13 protein-coding genes and 2 pseudogenes are annotated in these 16865 nt (G+C 41.2%); 9 read left to right on the top strand and 6 right to left on the bottom strand.

Going from position 1 to position 16865, the window contains the following annotated elements:
* Positions 1-31 precede the first annotated feature (31 nt).
* From V7K44_RS22810 to V7K44_RS33280, 3 genes and pseudogenes are all read right to left on the bottom strand, one after another.
* Positions 32-961, bottom strand: a complete 930-nt coding sequence (locus V7K44_RS22810) for a glycosyltransferase family 2 protein (RefSeq protein WP_334934635.1) — start codon at positions 959-961, stop codon at positions 32-34.
* A 162-nt stretch (positions 962-1123) separates the two neighbouring features.
* Positions 1124-3742 (bottom strand): ATP-dependent chaperone ClpB, encoded by a 2619-nt coding sequence (clpB, locus tag V7K44_RS22815; RefSeq protein ID WP_334934637.1) that lies wholly within the window; start codon positions 3740-3742, stop codon positions 1124-1126.
* A 396-nt stretch (positions 3743-4138) separates the two neighbouring features.
* Positions 4139-4222 (bottom strand): annotated as a pseudogene (locus tag V7K44_RS33280) (DUF433 domain-containing protein); the annotation flags it as partial.
* Between the two features lie 810 nt (positions 4223-5032).
* Here V7K44_RS33280 and ltrA point away from each other — a divergent pair.
* From ltrA to V7K44_RS22855, 8 genes are all read left to right on the top strand, one after another.
* A complete protein-coding gene (gene ltrA / locus V7K44_RS22820) occupies positions 5033-6859 on the top strand; it encodes a group II intron reverse transcriptase/maturase (protein WP_334934639.1) in 1827 nt (608 codons plus the stop codon).
* A 26-nt stretch (positions 6860-6885) separates the two neighbouring features.
* A complete protein-coding gene (locus V7K44_RS22825) occupies positions 6886-7299 on the top strand; it encodes a hypothetical protein (protein WP_334934641.1) in 414 nt (137 codons plus the stop codon).
* Between the two features lie 75 nt (positions 7300-7374).
* Positions 7375-7629 carry a TIGR02450 family Trp-rich protein gene (locus V7K44_RS22830; protein ID WP_334934643.1) on the top strand — a complete coding sequence of 85 codons (255 nt, stop codon included), beginning with the start codon at positions 7375-7377 and terminating at the stop codon, positions 7627-7629.
* Between the two features lie 693 nt (positions 7630-8322).
* The gene (bchL, locus tag V7K44_RS22835; protein ID WP_196528135.1) at positions 8323-9189 is read left to right on the top strand and encodes a ferredoxin:protochlorophyllide reductase (ATP-dependent) iron-sulfur ATP-binding protein; all 867 of its coding nucleotides are present in this window, start codon (positions 8323-8325) and stop codon (positions 9187-9189) included.
* Positions 9190-9221: 32 nt separating this feature from the next.
* Positions 9222-10016, top strand: coding sequence for a DUF5331 domain-containing protein (locus V7K44_RS22840; protein WP_334934645.1), 795 nt, complete (start codon positions 9222-9224; stop codon positions 10014-10016).
* 224 nt (positions 10017-10240) lie between these two features.
* A complete protein-coding gene (locus tag V7K44_RS22845) occupies positions 10241-11644 on the top strand; it encodes a ferredoxin:protochlorophyllide reductase (ATP-dependent) subunit N (RefSeq protein WP_334934648.1) in 1404 nt (467 codons plus the stop codon).
* Positions 11645-11806: 162 nt separating this feature from the next.
* Positions 11807-12721 carry a nucleotidyl transferase AbiEii/AbiGii toxin family protein gene (locus V7K44_RS22850; protein WP_334934650.1) on the top strand — a complete coding sequence of 305 codons (915 nt, stop codon included), beginning with the start codon at positions 11807-11809 and terminating at the stop codon, positions 12719-12721.
* A 254-nt stretch (positions 12722-12975) separates the two neighbouring features.
* Positions 12976-13902 carry a DUF3825 domain-containing protein gene (locus V7K44_RS22855; protein ID WP_334934652.1) on the top strand — a complete coding sequence of 309 codons (927 nt, stop codon included), beginning with the start codon at positions 12976-12978 and terminating at the stop codon, positions 13900-13902.
* Between the two features lie 171 nt (positions 13903-14073).
* Here V7K44_RS22855 and V7K44_RS22860 read toward each other — a convergent pair whose 3' ends face one another.
* The 3 genes and pseudogenes from V7K44_RS22860 to V7K44_RS22870 all read right to left on the bottom strand — a co-directional run bounded on the left by V7K44_RS22860 (position 14074) and on the right by V7K44_RS22870 (position 16450).
* Positions 14074-14406: a XisI protein gene (locus V7K44_RS22860; RefSeq protein WP_334934654.1), complete on the bottom strand. Its 333-nt coding sequence runs from the start codon at positions 14404-14406 to the stop codon at positions 14074-14076.
* Positions 14394-14822 (bottom strand): annotated as a pseudogene (locus tag V7K44_RS22865) (element excision factor XisH family protein). The gene V7K44_RS22860 and the pseudogene V7K44_RS22865 overlap by 13 nt, the downstream one beginning before the upstream one ends.
* A gap of 53 nt (positions 14823-14875) precedes the next feature.
* Complete coding sequence (locus tag V7K44_RS22870) at positions 14876-16450, bottom strand: group II intron reverse transcriptase/maturase (protein WP_334934707.1); 1575 nt, start codon at positions 16448-16450, stop codon at positions 14876-14878.
* 31 nt (positions 16451-16481) lie between these two features.
* Here V7K44_RS22870 and V7K44_RS22875 point away from each other — a divergent pair, with 31 nt between their 5' ends.
* Positions 16482-16613, top strand: coding sequence for a hypothetical protein (locus tag V7K44_RS22875; protein WP_334934656.1), 132 nt, complete (start codon positions 16482-16484; stop codon positions 16611-16613).
* Positions 16614-16865 lie beyond the last annotated feature (252 nt).

Below are 16865 nucleotides of genomic sequence, written 5' to 3' on the forward strand. Positions count from 1 at the left end.
CTAAGTCGAGTCAAGCCAATAAAATACATTTTCACCAACTTAATACATGCGTACTATTCATTAGCGATCGCATTGTGCCAGTTGCGTAAGTCCTGTTAGTGTTTAAATACGAAATCGATTTCATGAATCGAGTCATAATTGATTGAGGTAATCGTTGCGGATATTTAGAAAAATAGAAAATTCTTAATGGAATAAAAATTATAATTCGATTTATACGTATCTCCCATTGCTCTCGAAAGGAGAGTGTTTTAGCATAATCCTTAAACAACTGTTGGATTCGCGTTTCACTTGTTCCATTTGTAGAATCATCAAAAGTTTTCGTTCCTGGATAATATCTATAATTTCCCCAAGTTTCATTAAAATATTTAACATGAGCTACTTTAACTGCTTTAAGTAAGAAATCTATATCCATTGCATAATGCTCTTCAACTTTGTAGACTCCAATCTGTTGATGCAAGGATTTGTGGTAGAAATAAGCAGATGGATTCACAGGAAAAGCAGCATCAATAATTCCGTCATCATTAATTTGCTTTTTCATCAGTAAATCAACTGACCGTAGCCGTCTAGGTTTATTAATATGAATTAGCTTGTCTTGATGATCCCACGTATTACAATTACCAACAATCAAGCTAGGTTCTGGTAGAGTTTTAAATAGTTCTGAGATGCGGCTCAAAAGGTTTGGCTCATAGAAATCATCAACATTTAAAATGCCTATAATCGCTCCCTGTGCTATAGCAATTCCTTTATTCATTGCATCTGATTGTCCCTGGTCTTTTTCAGAAATCCAGTGAATGTGGGGATATTGATTGGCATAATGTTTGATAATATCTATTGTTTTGTCGCTGGAACCGCCATCAACAATGATATGCTCGACTTCTGCAAAAGTTTGATTAATGACATTTTGAAAACAGGATTCTATAAATTTCTCACCGTTATAAACTGGTGTAATTATACTAATCATTAGTTATCACCTCGTATAAAGAGACTAGGGGACTGGGGATTTGGAAAGAGTTTTCCTAATTACTTTTATGAACATAATTTAGGATTCCCATTTTCCTCTAGATAATTAAAAAACCCGATCTCTTTCAGAAAACGGGTTTTGTATATGATTTATAAGGTGTAATTAGCTGGTAAATACTTCAGCAGGTAAGCGACTAAAAGAAAGACGCTCATTTTGCACATCAACAAAGATGGTGTTACCGTCGTTGAATTCGCCGCGCAAGATGGATTTAGCAATTTGAGTTTCTAACTCTCGCTGAATCGCCCGTTTCAGTGGACGCGCTCCATAAACTGGGTCATATCCTACTTCTGCTAAAAAGTCAAGTGCAGCATCCGATAGTTTGAGAGATATTTTGCGATCGCTCAATCTTTGACGTAATCTTTCCACTTGCAGTAGCACAATATGCCGCAATTCCTTCTTATCTAAACCGTGGAAGATGATGATTTCGTCAATCCGGTTCAGGAACTCTGGACGGAAGCTATTTCGCATTGCTTCCATGACTCGACGGCGCATTTCATCGTAGTGGCTGTTATCCCCAGCGATATCAAGAATGTACTGGGAACCGATGTTGCTGGTCATGATGATAATAGCGTTCTTGAAGTCCACCTTATGACCTTGGGCATCAGTGACGCGACCATCATCAAGAATTTGCAAGAAAATATTGAAGACATCGGGGTGTGCTTTCTCGATTTCGTCGAAGAGAATCACTGAGTAAGGACGGCGACGAATCGCTTCTGTAAGTTGTCCGCCTTCTTCGTAACCTACGTATCCTGGAGGCGCACCAATTAAGCGAGAGACGGCGTGTTTCTCCATATACTCAGACATATCGATTCGCACCAACGCATCTTCGCTATCGAACATATACGCCGCCAGTGCTTTCGCCAATTCAGTTTTACCTACACCTGTCGGTCCAAGGAAAATAAAGCTAGCGATGGGCCGATTAGGATCGGCTAATCCAGCCCGCGATCGCTGAATTGCATCGGCTACTGCTGTGACTGCTTCTTCTTGTCCAACTACCCGACGATGTAGTTCATCTTCTAAATGCAACAGTTTTTCTTTCTCCGATTCCACCAACTTGCTGATCGGAATTCCTGTCCATTTAGAAATAATTTCGGCAATATCAGCTTCTGTGACTTCTTCTCGTAATAGTGATTTACCACTTCTTTGAGTGCTTGCTAATTCAGCTTCTACTGCTTCTAATTGACGATGCAAGCTGGTTAAATTACCGTATTTCAACTCCGCAGCGCGGTTAAGGTCGTAGTCGCGTTCTGCTTGCTGAATCTCTAAGTTAACCCGTTCAATCTCTTTTTTCACAGACTGAATTTTGTCAATGATATCTTTTTCAGACTGCCATTGAGTATTTAGGGTTTTTTGTTCTTCTTTGAGATCGGCAATTTCTTTTTCTAGTCTTCCTAAACGTTCGCGAGAAGCGGCATCGCTTTCCTTTTGCAGCGATAGCTTCTCCATTTCCAATTGCAAAATCTTACGGTCAATTTCGTCGAGTTCTTCTGGTTTGGAGGTAATCTCCATTTTTAATCTCGCGGCGGCTTCATCTACCAAGTCAATTGCCTTATCTGGTAAGAAGCGATCGCTAATATATCGACTCGACAATACGGCTGCGGCAACTAAAGCACTATCAGAAATCTTCACCCCGTGGTGGTTTTCATAACGTTCTCTCAATCCGCGTAGAATCGAAATACTATCTTCTACACTAGGTTGATCGACATAAACCTGTTGGAAACGTCTTTCTAGTGCGGCATCTTTTTCGATGTATTTGCGGTATTCATCCAGGGTTGTTGCCCCAATACAACGCAATTCGCCCCGCGCCAACATCGGTTTTAATAAGTTACCCGCATCCATCGCGCCTTGGGTTGCACCAGCGCCGACAACGGTGTGAATTTCATCAATAAATAAAACAATATTGCCGCCAGATTCGGTAACTTCCTTTAATACTGCTTTCAGGCGTTCTTCAAATTCACCCCGGAATTTGGCCCCCGCAATCAAAGCACCCATATCTAAAGCGATTAGCTTGCGGTCTTTGAGGGATTGGGGTACATCACCTGCAATAATGCGCTGTGCTAATCCTTCGGCGATCGCAGTTTTACCAACACCTGGTTCACCAATTAGCACAGGATTATTCTTGGTGCGGCGAGAAAGAATTTGGACAGTCCGACGAATCTCATCATCTCGCCCAATTACTGGATCGAGTTGACCTTTACGCGCGGCTTCGGTGAGGTCACGCCCGTATTTTTCCAGTGCTTCGTATTTGCCTTCTGGATTTTGATCGGTCACTTTTTGGCTCCCACGAACTTGTTTAATAGTATTTTTGAGTTTGCCTTCGTCTAAACCAAACTCTTGGAATAAAGCTTTGCCAAAGCGGTCATCTTTGGCGTAAGCCAGCAATAAGTGTTCAATTGAAATATATTCGTCTTGAAACTCTTTGCGATATCCGTCTGCTCGATCTAGAAGTGTATCTAAGCTCCGTCCTAAGTATACTGAGGTACTATTACCAGATACTTTCGGCTGACGTTGAAAAAATTGTTCAGTGCGATCGCGCAGTTTTTGGAGGTTAACACCCGCTTTTGTGAGAATCCCAGTTGCTAGACCATCTTGTTCTAGCAGCGCTTTCATCAGGTGTTCGCTTTCAATTTGCTGTTGTTGATATTGTTTAACAATATCCGGGGTATGGGCGATCGCTTCCCAGGCTTTTTCTGTAAATTGGTTAGGATTAGTAGGTTGCATAGGCTTTTTCAGGAACATAAAGGTGTAGTGGCTTGTCGCAGGCTACCACCAGAACACCAAGTAAAGACAATTTCTATTCTTAATAGATATTGTAAGAACAGGATAGCGATCGCCTAGATCGGTGTTCACGTCTTGTAAAAGTCGTATTTTCCCGTAGTTCCGATTTTCCCATATGCGATTCTTTTGCATTGCACAACAAGCAGAACAACTTAGGGAATGAAAATTCGACGTGTCCCCATGTAATTTTCAATGTGTTTTGAACAATTTAAAGTAGGCCATTAACACAGAGATCCCGGTAATCAGGGTCATTCAAAACTCAATCGGTATCTCTAATCGTGATAACAGGAAACGAAGTCGGCGTATTTTCTTCCTGCAATACTTGCTCTAGGAATCCTTGTATAGGGTAATGCGCGTACCTGCGATCGTTAGTCCTCGTTCTGTGCGGGCGATGGTTGCTTGTTCATTAGATGCTGAAGTCATACCGCTTACTTCTCAAAAGCTTCTCCCATCCTAACCTTAGTCATTTATCGAATTGATGTGATGACAAAATTCTTTTAACTTACCCCCGCTATTCTCCTCCTGCCTCCACACAGAGTTACCATAATTCCAGGTCGCATAGTGGATGCTAAAAATGATTGACCCCTACAACTTTGAAGATGATGTGCGAATCGTTGGCTAGAAACTAAAATCCATAAGGGTTTGGAGGATTAGCCGCAAGGAACAGAACCTTCTCCCAAAGGGAGAGGCTGCGCCAAGACAACTGAATGACCATGTAGGTGAGAGTTATTATCCTAGAACCCTCAAATCCTACCCCGTAGGTGCAACGGTGAAAGCATCACCCCCAGGTTTGAGACTAGCCATCAACGCCTGAAGCGGGGTGAAAAGGTGTTATTACTGACAGCCTAAGTTAGTAAGCATCGAGCAAAGTACCCATGAGTAAAGCCCCGGCTTGAAGATGCGCTTGAATCGTCGTTACAAAGAACCAGCGAAATAAGGCTAAATGCGCTGGAGCCAAAAGGCACAGGATATGGAGTTGGCAAGTGTGATCGTTGACCAATAAGCACCTCCCATAAACCCGGCGAATAGCATCACTCTAAAGGTACATAGTATGGTCATTCGGAACGAGATAACCTCTCGTCTGTTCTCAGGTGGTCGAATCCCTGAGTAGGTGCTAACCGTATGCAGCGAGTAGGAAAGATTAAGTCAAAAGCGAACGTCTGGGGTAATGCCCAGAATATGCAGACAGACTTACGGTGATTTGGATGATAAAGTCCCAATTAGTGAGTATATATGTCTAATACACAGTCTCAACAACTGATGGTGGAATGGCACAAAATTAACTGGTGCAAGCTAGAGCGTAATGTGTATAAGCTCCAAAAGAGAATTTATCAAGCCTCTGCCCGTGGTGATGTAAAAGCATATCGCAGACTCCAAAAGACGCTGATGAAGTCTTGGTCAGCAAGAGCTTTATCGGTTCGTAGAATCACCCAGGATAACCAGGGGAAAAAGACGGCGGGTGTAGACGGCGTTAAATCGCTGACTCCAAAGCAACGTGCAGAACTCATTGGAAATTTAAACCTGGGTACAAAGGTCAGCCCAACCAGACGGGTATGGATTCCTAAGCCTGGAACGGAAGAGAAGCGACCTTTGGGCATACCTACAATGAAAGACCGAGCCTTGCAAGCGCTAGTCAAACTGGCACTAGAGCCAGAATGGGAAGCGCGATTTGAGCCTAACTCATACGGGTTCAGAGCCGGACGCTCATGCCATGATGCGGTTGAGGCAATATTCAACGCAATTAGGTTTAAGCCTAAATACGTGCTAGACGCGGATATTGCCAAATGTTTTGACCGCATCAACCAGGAAGCACTGCTAATAAAATTAAATACATCTCCCACCATCCTCCGACAAGTTCGTACTTGGTTAAAAGCGGGAGTGATGGATGGTAAGCAGTTGTTTCCAACATCTGATAGCGAAGCGGGCGCACGTACCCGTGCGACGGGTACGCCGCAAGGTGGGGTCATTTCTCCACTATTAGCGAATATTGCCCTTCACGGGATGGAAGAACGGATAAAGCAATACGCAGAAACGCTAAAAGGGGGTAAGCAGGAGAACCGTAGTGCCCTCAGCTTAATCCGGTACGCCGATGATTTCGTGATTCTCCACGAAAATATAACCGTTGTCCAAAGATGTAGGGAGATAATCTCGGACTGGTTAAAAAGCATGGGACTGGAACTAAAACCCAGCAAAACTAGGATGGCACATACCCTCACCGTTCTTGAGGAAGAAAGACCAGGATTTGATTTTCTTGGTTTTAATATACGCCAATTTCCTGTCGGAAAATACCAATCAGGAAAAAATACCTATGGATATAACCTGGGATTTAAGACCCTCATCACTCCAAGCAAAAAAAAGCAGAAGGTACATTACGACCATATCGCTAGTGTTATTGAAGCTCATAAGGCAGCACCGCAAGCGGCGCTAATCAGCCATCTAAACCCAATAATTAGGGGATGGGCTAACTATTACGCGACTGTGGTAAGTAAGATAGCTTACTCAGATATTGACTACCTCATGTACCAAAAGTTAAACGCTTGGGCAAAACGCCGCCACCCTAAAAAGAACGGGGAATGGGTGTCAAAAAGGTATTGGCAATCCATAGGCGGTAATAACTGGGTATTCGCAACCAGGAAGGAAGGTTTAACCCCACTTCGGTTACTAAACCATGCCGACACTACAATAGTGCGCCATGTGAAAGTTAAAGGCGAATCGTCACCATACGACGGAAATCTGGTTTATTGGAGTTCAAGAATGGGTAAAAACCCCGAAATCCCAACCAGAGTAGCATTACTCCTGAAAAGGCAAAAAGGGAAATGTACTCACTGCGGTTTGTTCTTCCGTGAAAACGATGTGATGGAAGTTGACCACACCATCCCAAAATCAAAAGGTGGAAAGGATGAGTATAAAAATCTTCAACTACTTCACCGACATTGCCACGACACAAAGACTGCTAATGATGGTAGTCCCGGCATAAAATCCGGCTGTAATAGTGCCGAGCCTAAGCCCACTAGAAAACTTGTAAAAGTCTTGGATAAATGGGTAATGAGGTATGCGTGACAAGCACCAAATCATTGAGGAGCCGTGTGAGTTGGAAACTCTCATGCACGGTTTTGAAGACCAACGGGGTTGGTGACAACCTCGTTGAGTTTAATGACTTTGATTTTGAGGATGAAGATTTCTTGAAAATAAAACCCATCAGCCAAATGAGCGAAGGGGAAAAGCTACAGCGATTTAAGCGGTTCTTCGACAGCAGCAGCCGTGCTATGTTGCAAGACTGTCTATTTCGCATCGTCGATTACGAAGATGGTACAGGCACGTTAGAAATTCTTTGCCCTAATGAAGTTGTAAGACAACGCCTTTCCAAGAAAAAGCGCAAAATTACCAACAACATCAATACCTGCTGGAGTCATATCAGATGGTTTTCGCTATGTGTCCAGCAAGATAGTGAGTTGCATTGCCAGAAGTTTACCCGTAATGGCGATTTGGTGACATCTTAATTAGGTATTGGCGACTGGGGATAAAGAAAGTGTTTTCCCAATACCTAATGACAAATGACAAATGACTAATAACAAATGACTAAAAAACAAAAATTTCCTTACCTAGTTGGTTCTAAGTGGACAGCACAGCAAAAAGTCGATGGTTGGCGGCACTTCCAAGTTGTCAATCGAAAAAATCAGGCTAAGTGGGTTTATGCCGAAATGGTTGCTGCTTGCGATCAGAAAGTCCGTTTTTGGATAAATGCCAAATTATTACAAGATAACTCCCAGTGGCAAGCTGGCTGGCAAACATTACACGAAATCCACGGACTTGAAACTGAGGTGTCCTGATTTGCCTCCTTCCCAGTATCTGGCTGAGAATGCCCATTAGGCTGCCGCCTGTGAACAAGGCGGCAGCCGAAAGATTTTAATAATCTTAGACAATATCTCGTAATTTAATAAATTTTTACAAAATCACATTAACTTACTCTCAGGCAGCAATTAAATGGTTGTGACTAGCGACTGAAAACTGGCAATTTATCTGCGATACCTTCTCTACGAGAGGCTTCTCTTCGAGAGGTTTCTCCAACGCCAACGCTAACGCCAACGGTGAGCTACGCTAAGGCAAATTCCAGTAGTATTTCCAGCATCAGGCTGCATATACCTCTGTTTCCCCTTGACTCTGCGCCTCAACACCTTGAAAGCACGTTGTCCGACTATCAGCTAATTCTATGAAAAGCATTCAAAAAAGCTGAAATCTGCTTTTTTTATTTTGTAACTATTTTTATAAAAATAATTAATAAAAAGTTTTTATTATCTATTTTTATAGCTTTTAAGGTCTTTAGGGTTCATAAAAACCTAAATAAATTTAATTAAGCTTTAATTCATCGTCTGAGACTGTTTTACAGATTAGGAGCTACTTTCTTTTCTAGGTAATTTGCCCAATAATGAGATCAACAAACCTCACGCATCGCCATCTCAGGAAAGGTGAAGGCAAATGTTTGAGCCACAAGTTTGACAAGAAGCTATAAGAGGGAAACAACAGTGAAACTAGCAGTCTACGGAAAAGGTGGTATCGGTAAATCCACAACTAGCTGTAATATATCCGTCGCCCTAGCTAAACGTGGCAAAAAAGTGCTGCAAATTGGTTGCGACCCAAAACATGACAGCACCTTCACCCTGACTGGGTTTTTGATTCCGACAATTATCGACACCCTCCAAGAAAAAGACTATCACTACGAAGATGTCTGGCCAGAAGATGTAATTTATAAAGGCTACGGCGGTGTGGATTGCGTAGAAGCTGGTGGGCCACCTGCGGGTGCTGGATGCGGTGGATACGTAGTCGGTGAAACCGTAAAATTACTTAAGGAACTCAACGCCTTTGATGAATACGATATAATTCTCTTTGACGTTTTGGGTGACGTAGTTTGCGGTGGTTTTGCAGCACCACTCAACTATGCAGATTACTGCCTGATTGTTACAGACAACGGCTTTGATGCTTTATTTGCTGCCAATCGGATCGCTGCTTCAGTCCGCGAAAAAGCAAGAACTCACCCACTGCGTTTAGCCGGATTAATTGGCAATCGCACCTCCAAGCGTGACTTGATTGAAAAATATATAGAAGCAGTGCCCATGCCAGTTCTAGAAGTTTTACCTTTAATTGAAGATATCCGTGTTTCCCGTGTGAAAGGTAAGACTTTGTTTGAAATGGCAGAGCAAGATCCTTCCCTAGACTACGTTTGCGACTACTATCTCAACATCGCCGACCAAATTCTAGCGCGTCCCGAAGGTGTTGTACCTAATGACACACCAGATCGGGAGTTGTTCTCTTTGTTGTCCGATTTTTATCTAAATCCGGGTAAACCCCAGGTTCCTAATTCAGAAGAGGAACTAGACTTGATGATTGTATAAATCACCAAGTTCTCAGGATGGGGGACAATAACATGGCATTCTTTCACAGCTTTACAGATTCAATAAAGCAAAAGTGGTTGCAATTTTTCCAGAATAATCGAGACTGGATTACCCTTCACATGGAAGTGGAATCGGTGTACACCCCTGATGGCGGGAAGCGACCACCTTCCTACCTCATCCTGGGAGTTCTTAACGCCCTAGAGCCAAAACTAGCGCAGTTAATGCTGCCCTTTGCCAAACTCAATCCTGACGCCGATACCCTAATTGAGGTGCTGGATTTGCATTTTGACCCAGATTTAGCTCTTGGTAATCGCTTCGTCGTCAACCCAGATGTAGAAAAATACGTAGAAGAAGCAGCATCTGTCATTGATGAAAAGCCTGAAGATGAAACATTGACACATTCTCATACAAATGGCTTTGCAGCGGTGGCGGTAGTTCAAGAGTTCGCAATGGTGGATTCTGAGGATGAAAGCCTGGGAATCAGCGAGTTGGAAGAAACGGAAAATGGCTTTGGCGATATTTCCTTAACTAACGGACACAACTCAAAAGATGAGTCTCTCCAAAGCCCTAGTTTAGAAGCAGATGAGTTTGGGGAAATTGCCTTCGATACAACAGATGTAACGGAAGTAAAGCTGGATGAAGACGAAGATGAGGGGCTTGAAGATAGTCCACTAGATGAGAATGCGTTTAAAGACGTGTTATCAGATGTCTGGGGTGATGAAACAGCTTTACAAAAGGCTGAAGAAAGTAACGATTTTTTAGGGGAAGAACTGCCAGCAGGCGTTTTTGATGAATCAGAAATTGCCCGCCTCTTCCCCAACGCTTAATTATTGCCGTTCTTCGCAATTTTAAGTTTTAGATTTGGGACTTAGGCTTACCTCGGCTCCGCTCAAGGCGAGTCGCTCAGTCGAACGGTTTTGGATGAGGAATTAGGGAAATTGTCGTTAGACAGAGGATACTTTTGTTGTCCCAGCCTTCAATCCAAAATTATCAATCTAAAATCTGAAATTGGTTGAACTGCCATTAAATATCAAGGGGAGAAAAAACCAAAATGACTATCGCTCAACAACCAGAAGCTTTAAGCTTTGAATGTGAAACCGGGAATTACCATACCTTTTGCCCAATTAGCTGCGTGGCGTGGTTATACCAAAAAATTGAAGATAGCTTCTTTTTGGTGATTGGGACAAAAACTTGTGGCTACTTCCTGCAAAACGCGATGGGGGTAATGATTTTTGCTGAACCCCGCTATGCAATGGCAGAGTTGGAAGAGGGCGATATTTCCGCACAGCTGAGTGATTATGAAGAGTTAAAGCGGTTGTGCTTGCAGATTAAACGCGATCGCAATCCTAGTGTAATTGTCTGGATTGGTACTTGCACCACCGAAATTATCAAAACAGATTTAGAAGGTTTAGCGCCAAAGCTAGAATCTGAAATCGGGATTCCCATCGTAGTAGCGCGGGCAAATGGTCTAGATTACGCCTTCACCCAAGGGGAAGACACTGTATTAGCAGCAATGGCTAACCGTTGCCCTGATAAGGCTCCAGTGGCGGAAACAGAGAAGAGCGAACGGAATGCGATCGCTAAATTGCTAAACTTCGGTAAGAAGAAAGAAGATGTTGCCCAAGATGAATCTGAGTACGTAGATCATCCACCATTAGTTCTCTTTGGCTCCCTTCCCGACCCCGTGGTGACTCAGTTAACCTTGGAACTGAAGAAACAAGGCATCAAAGTTTCCGGGTGGCTACCCGCGAAGCGCTTCACTGAACTGCCAGTATTAGAAGAAGGGTATTATGTCGCTGGTGTCAATCCCTTCCTCAGTCGCACAGCTACCACCTTAATGCGCCGCCGCAAATGTAAACTCATTGGCGCACCCTTCCCCATTGGCCCCGATGGCACCCGCGCTTGGATTGAGAAAATCTGCTCGGTGTTTGGTATTACTCCCAAGGGTTTGGATGAACGGGAAGCCCAAATTTGGGCAAGCGTGGAAGATTACGTGAAACTGATTCGCGGTAAGTCTGTATTCTTCATGGGTGATAACTTGCTGGAGATTTCCCAAGCAAGGTTCTTAATTCGTTGTGGGATGACTGTTCACGAAATCGGCATTCCCTACATGGATAAGCGCTATCAAGCTGCTGAGTTAGCATTGCTGGAGAAAACTTGCCAAGAAATGAATTCACCCCTGCCAAGGATTGTGGAGAAGCCGGATAATTACAATCAACTTCAACGGATTTATGCGTTGAAACCAGATTTGGTAATTACTGGTATGGCTCACGCGAATCCGTTGGAAGCACGGGGTATTAATACTAAGTGGTCTGTGGAGTTCACTTTTGCTCAAATTCACGGCTTTACGAATGCGCGTGACATGTTAGAACTGGTGACTCGTCCGTTGCGTCGCAATAATAATTTGAAAGATTTGGGTTGGGATAAGTTGGTGAGAGAAGAAGCGAAGATTTAGATTTGGGTTTGGATTGAGCAACAGCATATAATTAAGGCGAACCCAAAAAGTTCGCCTTTTTTGTCTCACAAAGGCGCAAAGGAAGATCGCCTAAAAATAGTTCCAATCAGGTGGATATCGCTAAATCATAACTTAGAGAAAATTTAACCATTAGAGTTAATTATGCTTAAGCTCAATCCACAAAAGCTACCATTTCTAGAGTCTATTGGTTGGCAGCTAAAAAATGTATATCAAATGAGTGAGAAAGAAATTGTTCAATTGTATCAACGCAATTGGCATCATCAAACTACCTTCAACAATTTAAAACAAGAAGAAAAGGATTTTGTTCATTATTTAGCAAAAAAATATAACTCCTGGATATTACCGGATTTTGAAATGTTTCATCTCGATCATCATAATAATATACTTAAAATTATTAATGCTTTCAATCCAGAAGTTTTCAAAAAAGCTTCTGCATACTTTGGCGGTGGTACACTCTTAACATTAGAGTATGATGAATACAGGCTTAGTAAAGATATTGATTTCCTCTTCCCTTATGAAACGGAAAATTATAGGTATTTAAGAAATTTGATTTACGATGAAGGAATTGTGGCATTATTTCAAAGTACAACAGATATCGAATTAGGTGACAGTACAATAAATCAATATGGTATTCGTTTCCTTGTTGTAGTCAATGAAACAACTATTAAAGTAGAAATTGTAGCCAATGGGATTTTTACTTTAGACCCTCCTGTTTATCCAGAATGGACAAAAATTCCTTGTCTGAGTATAAGCGATAGATTTACATCAAAACTAATGGCTAATGCTGACCGATGGAACGATTCAAGTACACAATCTAGAGATTTGATTGACTTAGCAATATTGCGTGTAAATAACGAAATCCCCGCACGTGCAATTGCTAAAGCTGAAGAAAGCTACGAAGTAAAAAAGCCATTATTTAAAGCCATCACTAACTTTACTGAAAAAGAAAGATATAGAGATAAATGTTTTCATGAATTAAATATACATGAAGAAAATTTTTCCATAATAATGGATGGAATAAATTTGCTTCTTATTGACTTTGAATCTATGAATTAAAGTAATTTACAATGCAATCATGACTACAAAACGAGCGAAATTTTATTATTTTAGATTTGGGTTTGGATTGAGCAACAGCGTAAGACTATGTAAGTAGGGGCGGACTTTCTTTCGAGTTCGTCCTTTTTTTTATGAATTAATCATAATTTTCAGAATTAATTACGTAATAGCACTCATCTTTTTTAAGATTATAAAGTTATATAATGAACCAACACATCTATAACTTATAGCGTAATAGCACTTCTGAAATTGATATGCAGACACAAGCTGGAAGGAAATTAGATCAATTTGCATTTTTACATGACCACACTTTTGAAGAGAAACTAGACAAATTAGCGCAAAAGGCAGAAGAAGAAGATTGGCAATATGAAGATATTAATTGCTCAACAGTTAATAATATAATTGGAACATTTGAAACAAACTATCCAATATTAAGAAATTACTTAAATTACACGTTTAAACGTGTTGATGAAGAAAATAAAGTAATTTACGATACTGGTAATGAGAGAAATGCTAAATATGCCTGTTTTAACACAGGATTAATTTCAAGAAATTTAAGCAAGCCCATATTTGGCTTATTTGAAGTTAACGAAAATTATAAGAACAATGAACGCTTGAAAAAATGGCATTTATTCGGATTTTTTGACCGTAGCCAAGGAGAGTTTACTAGAAAATTCGCTGTATTACCTAAGTTAGCAAGATATGTTGATTTCAGTAAGCCAGAAAATTTTTCCAATTATGTATATAATCCTGATTTGGAATTAGATGTACCTGATGAAAATCAAATAAAGCAGCATATGATTAAAGATAATATATCTCGATTTCCACAAGAATTTCAGGAATTACGAGAAAATTACAGATTAGGTATATTAAATGATGCAATTAGAAGGGCTAAAGAATTAGCGGAACAAAGCAATAGGATAGCACTACCTCAATGCCGTCCTAAGCAAAGACAATTGCAAATACTGTTACCACTATTTCTTGAGCCAGATAATGAAGATGAAGCTAGTGTTGCGCTCCCGATCCAAACGCAAGGAAATCTATATGTGGTCAAGACGGTACTGCCTTTAAGTTGGGCTTATAGTAATGCAAGACTTCTATCTAGATTTAGAAAAGATTGGCTAAAACCGATAAAAGCTGAATCTATAGAAAATGAAGAAGATATTGATTTTGAAGATTAGAGTATAACAATTACTATTATTCAATGAGTTGTAGTTTGTGTAATAACGAGCGCGCTTTTTAACCAGAAGATGCAGAGCGATCGCAGATACAATCGTTAAAAGCGGCTTGAAACCTACCCTTAATTAATAAATTGCAGATGAGAGAGCGATCGCTATTTTTAATAAATTCAACTAACTAACGGCAGAATCTGTATATTTACGCACAGAGGGTAACTGAAAACCTAAAACAATATCCTCTTTTGGGACACCTAATTCAATCAATTCATTAGCAATTCCTACCTCTGTCCCATCTTGTTGAATCCAGATTTTCTCGTTAATAATATCTAAATGCAGAACAGGCCCATATATGCGGTCTTGATCGCGCCAACCTACATAAACTAATTGATAACGATCGTGTTCTGTATCAAAAATTGTCTGTGCTTGAATACGATTATCCCAAACTATACTGGCGTGTTGTTGAAGCAAATTCTTAATATATTGTCGATATTCGTCTAGCTTTGCCATTCTGCGAGCGCCTCCTGTTCAATATTATAAATTAGTAAACAGAGTTGATTAGTTTTAATTACAGATTGGATAAATGGAAGGATAAAAAACTCATTGTAAACAGTACTAGGAACTGCTAAATATAAAGTACGATTGGCTTATTGTTTTTGTAAAGCAATTCGGTAAATGATAAATTGTCCTAATGCAGCATAAAGTTCTGTAATTTTTGACGGACTTAGAAAACTTTTAATTTCAACAGCTATTTTTTGTCCTTGTTTTTCGGCTGCAATAACTTTTTCTGCTCCTAAATCAACATATAATTCAAGGGTTCCTGCCTGTAGAGCATAAGGATCGTGAGTGATTAACCAGCCATCTTTCTCAAGTGCTGTTTTGACAACTGTATGGGTAGAGTCGATGGGAGCTATTATGCTCCGCACCTCTCTGTTAGATCCGGACGTGTAACTTTCGTTACATCCGGCTCCCGATATTCTTAGCTTAAGCTTTTGCTCATGTGTATATAATCATGGCAGGACTCATGTATTGCTTGGAGGTTTTTGGCTTTCCAGTTATCATGATTCCCATCAATGTGGTGTAAATGAACCCGCTCGTTGCTTGTCAATTTCAGTCCACAATAACTACATGAATGGCTTTGCTTTTGTAAAGCTTTGGAGGTTGCGCCGTCGTATAATTTACTATTGCGTTGGCTCCAGTAAGGTAAGTCACCGTCATAAGGGGATTTATTTCCTTTTACCATGACGTATCCTGACTGGGAACATGGAACCCTTGGGAATGCCTTTTTGACAAGTTTAGTACTTGATTCGCGGGTATTCTTCGTTTCCTTGTTGAATACCGTATGGGTTCGGTGATTAAGGAACCAGAGTGATAATCTTGACCCTTGCATATCACAGAACCTGTGGTAATTTCTCCATCCTCTAACTATTGGTGCTAGCTTTTCAGCTTTCACTTTAGAGCCATAATTTGAGCAGTTGACGATGTTCTTAACTTTCTCGCGGAATTTTTTGAAGTTTTCCACTGAGGGAGTGCATCTAAATTTTCCGTTGGCTTGCACTTTGAAGTGCCATCCTAGAAAGTCGAAACCATCGGTCGCAGCAGTAATCTTGGTCTTCTTTTCACTTACTTTCATCCCGCGTGCTGCTAAAAATTCGTTGATTCTTCCGAGTATCTCGTTTGCATCGTCCTGAGGTCTTAACACTATAACCATATCGTCGGCGTACCGAACGGAAGGGTATTTAATGTCTTTTTCTGAGGTCTTTTCAGTAATTCTGTAAGTAGAAATCCTGTGATATCTATGGATATCTTCGACCCCGTTTAGGGCAATATTTGCTAACAAAGGACTTACGACCCCGCCCTGTGGTGTTCCTTGCTCTGGGAATTCGGGTTTTATTCCGGCTTTTAGGCATCTAAAAATCCCGATTCTTATCCCGTTAGGGGCTATCAAGTTATCCATGATGGTGGAGTGTGAGATCCTATCGAAACACTTTTCGATATCAAGTTCTATAACTCTCTTATCTATTCCGTTGGCTTGGGAATTTAGATTGTCGAATAGGAATTGTTGGGCATCATGTGCCGAACGTCCTGTTCTGAATCCGTAACTCCGGGCGTGGAAAGTGGACTCGTGTGCTGGTTCTAGTGCATATTTTGCAAGGCATTGCCATGCGCGGTCTGCAATAGTGGGAATTTTCAGCATTCTGGTAGTACCATCTTTTTTAGGAATGGGTATCTCTCTAAGACCTTGATGTTTCCAATTTCCTGATTCGTTCTTAAGGTGCGCTTCTAACTCGAAACGTTCCTTGAACTTAAGGGATTTTTTACCATCAATGCCTGCCGTTTTCTTCCCCGCATTTAGCTGAGATACTTGTCGAATAGCCAGAAATCTAGCTGCTTTGGACTTCAGAATAAGCTTTTGTAATGACCGCGCTTTCCGCTTGTCTCCTGTACAAATTGCTTTATACACTCGTTTTTGAAGGCGAAATAATTCTTTCTGGAATTGCTTCCAGGGTAAAGTCTTCCAAGATTCACTAGTATTGCTACTGTGCCTAATCATGCTCTTCTCCATTAAGTGTACTCTGAATACCTTGCAGCAATTACGCCGCATCCTACCCGACTTGAAAGAGTTCCGCGTCTCATCTCGCCTACATGGAATCGACATTTCCATGACTCTCAAATCGTTTTTCTTCGTTCCCTCAGATGATTGGTTGTTCCGTTAGGTGTAGCCACTTCAACCATCAGAAACCCTGGATTCTTGCAGGCAGCTACAGCACTTCCGGCAGCTATGAGGTACGTCCTAAAAGCTGAAAGCGATGATAGGAGAGGGGCGAGAATAAAACTATATTGCATAATAGCCGGAAGCGCTGTATTGCCTTCATATGCTGCGGGTTTTTAATCTCTGATGAAGTCAGGCTTGTTGGCTTATGCCCTGCTTAAAGAATAGGTTGCTTTTTTAGGCTCTATTTCACCTT

The sequence above is a fragment of the Nostoc sp. genome (assembly GCF_036917235.1).
Lineage (GTDB): Bacteria > Cyanobacteriota > Cyanobacteriia > Cyanobacteriales > Nostocaceae > Nostoc.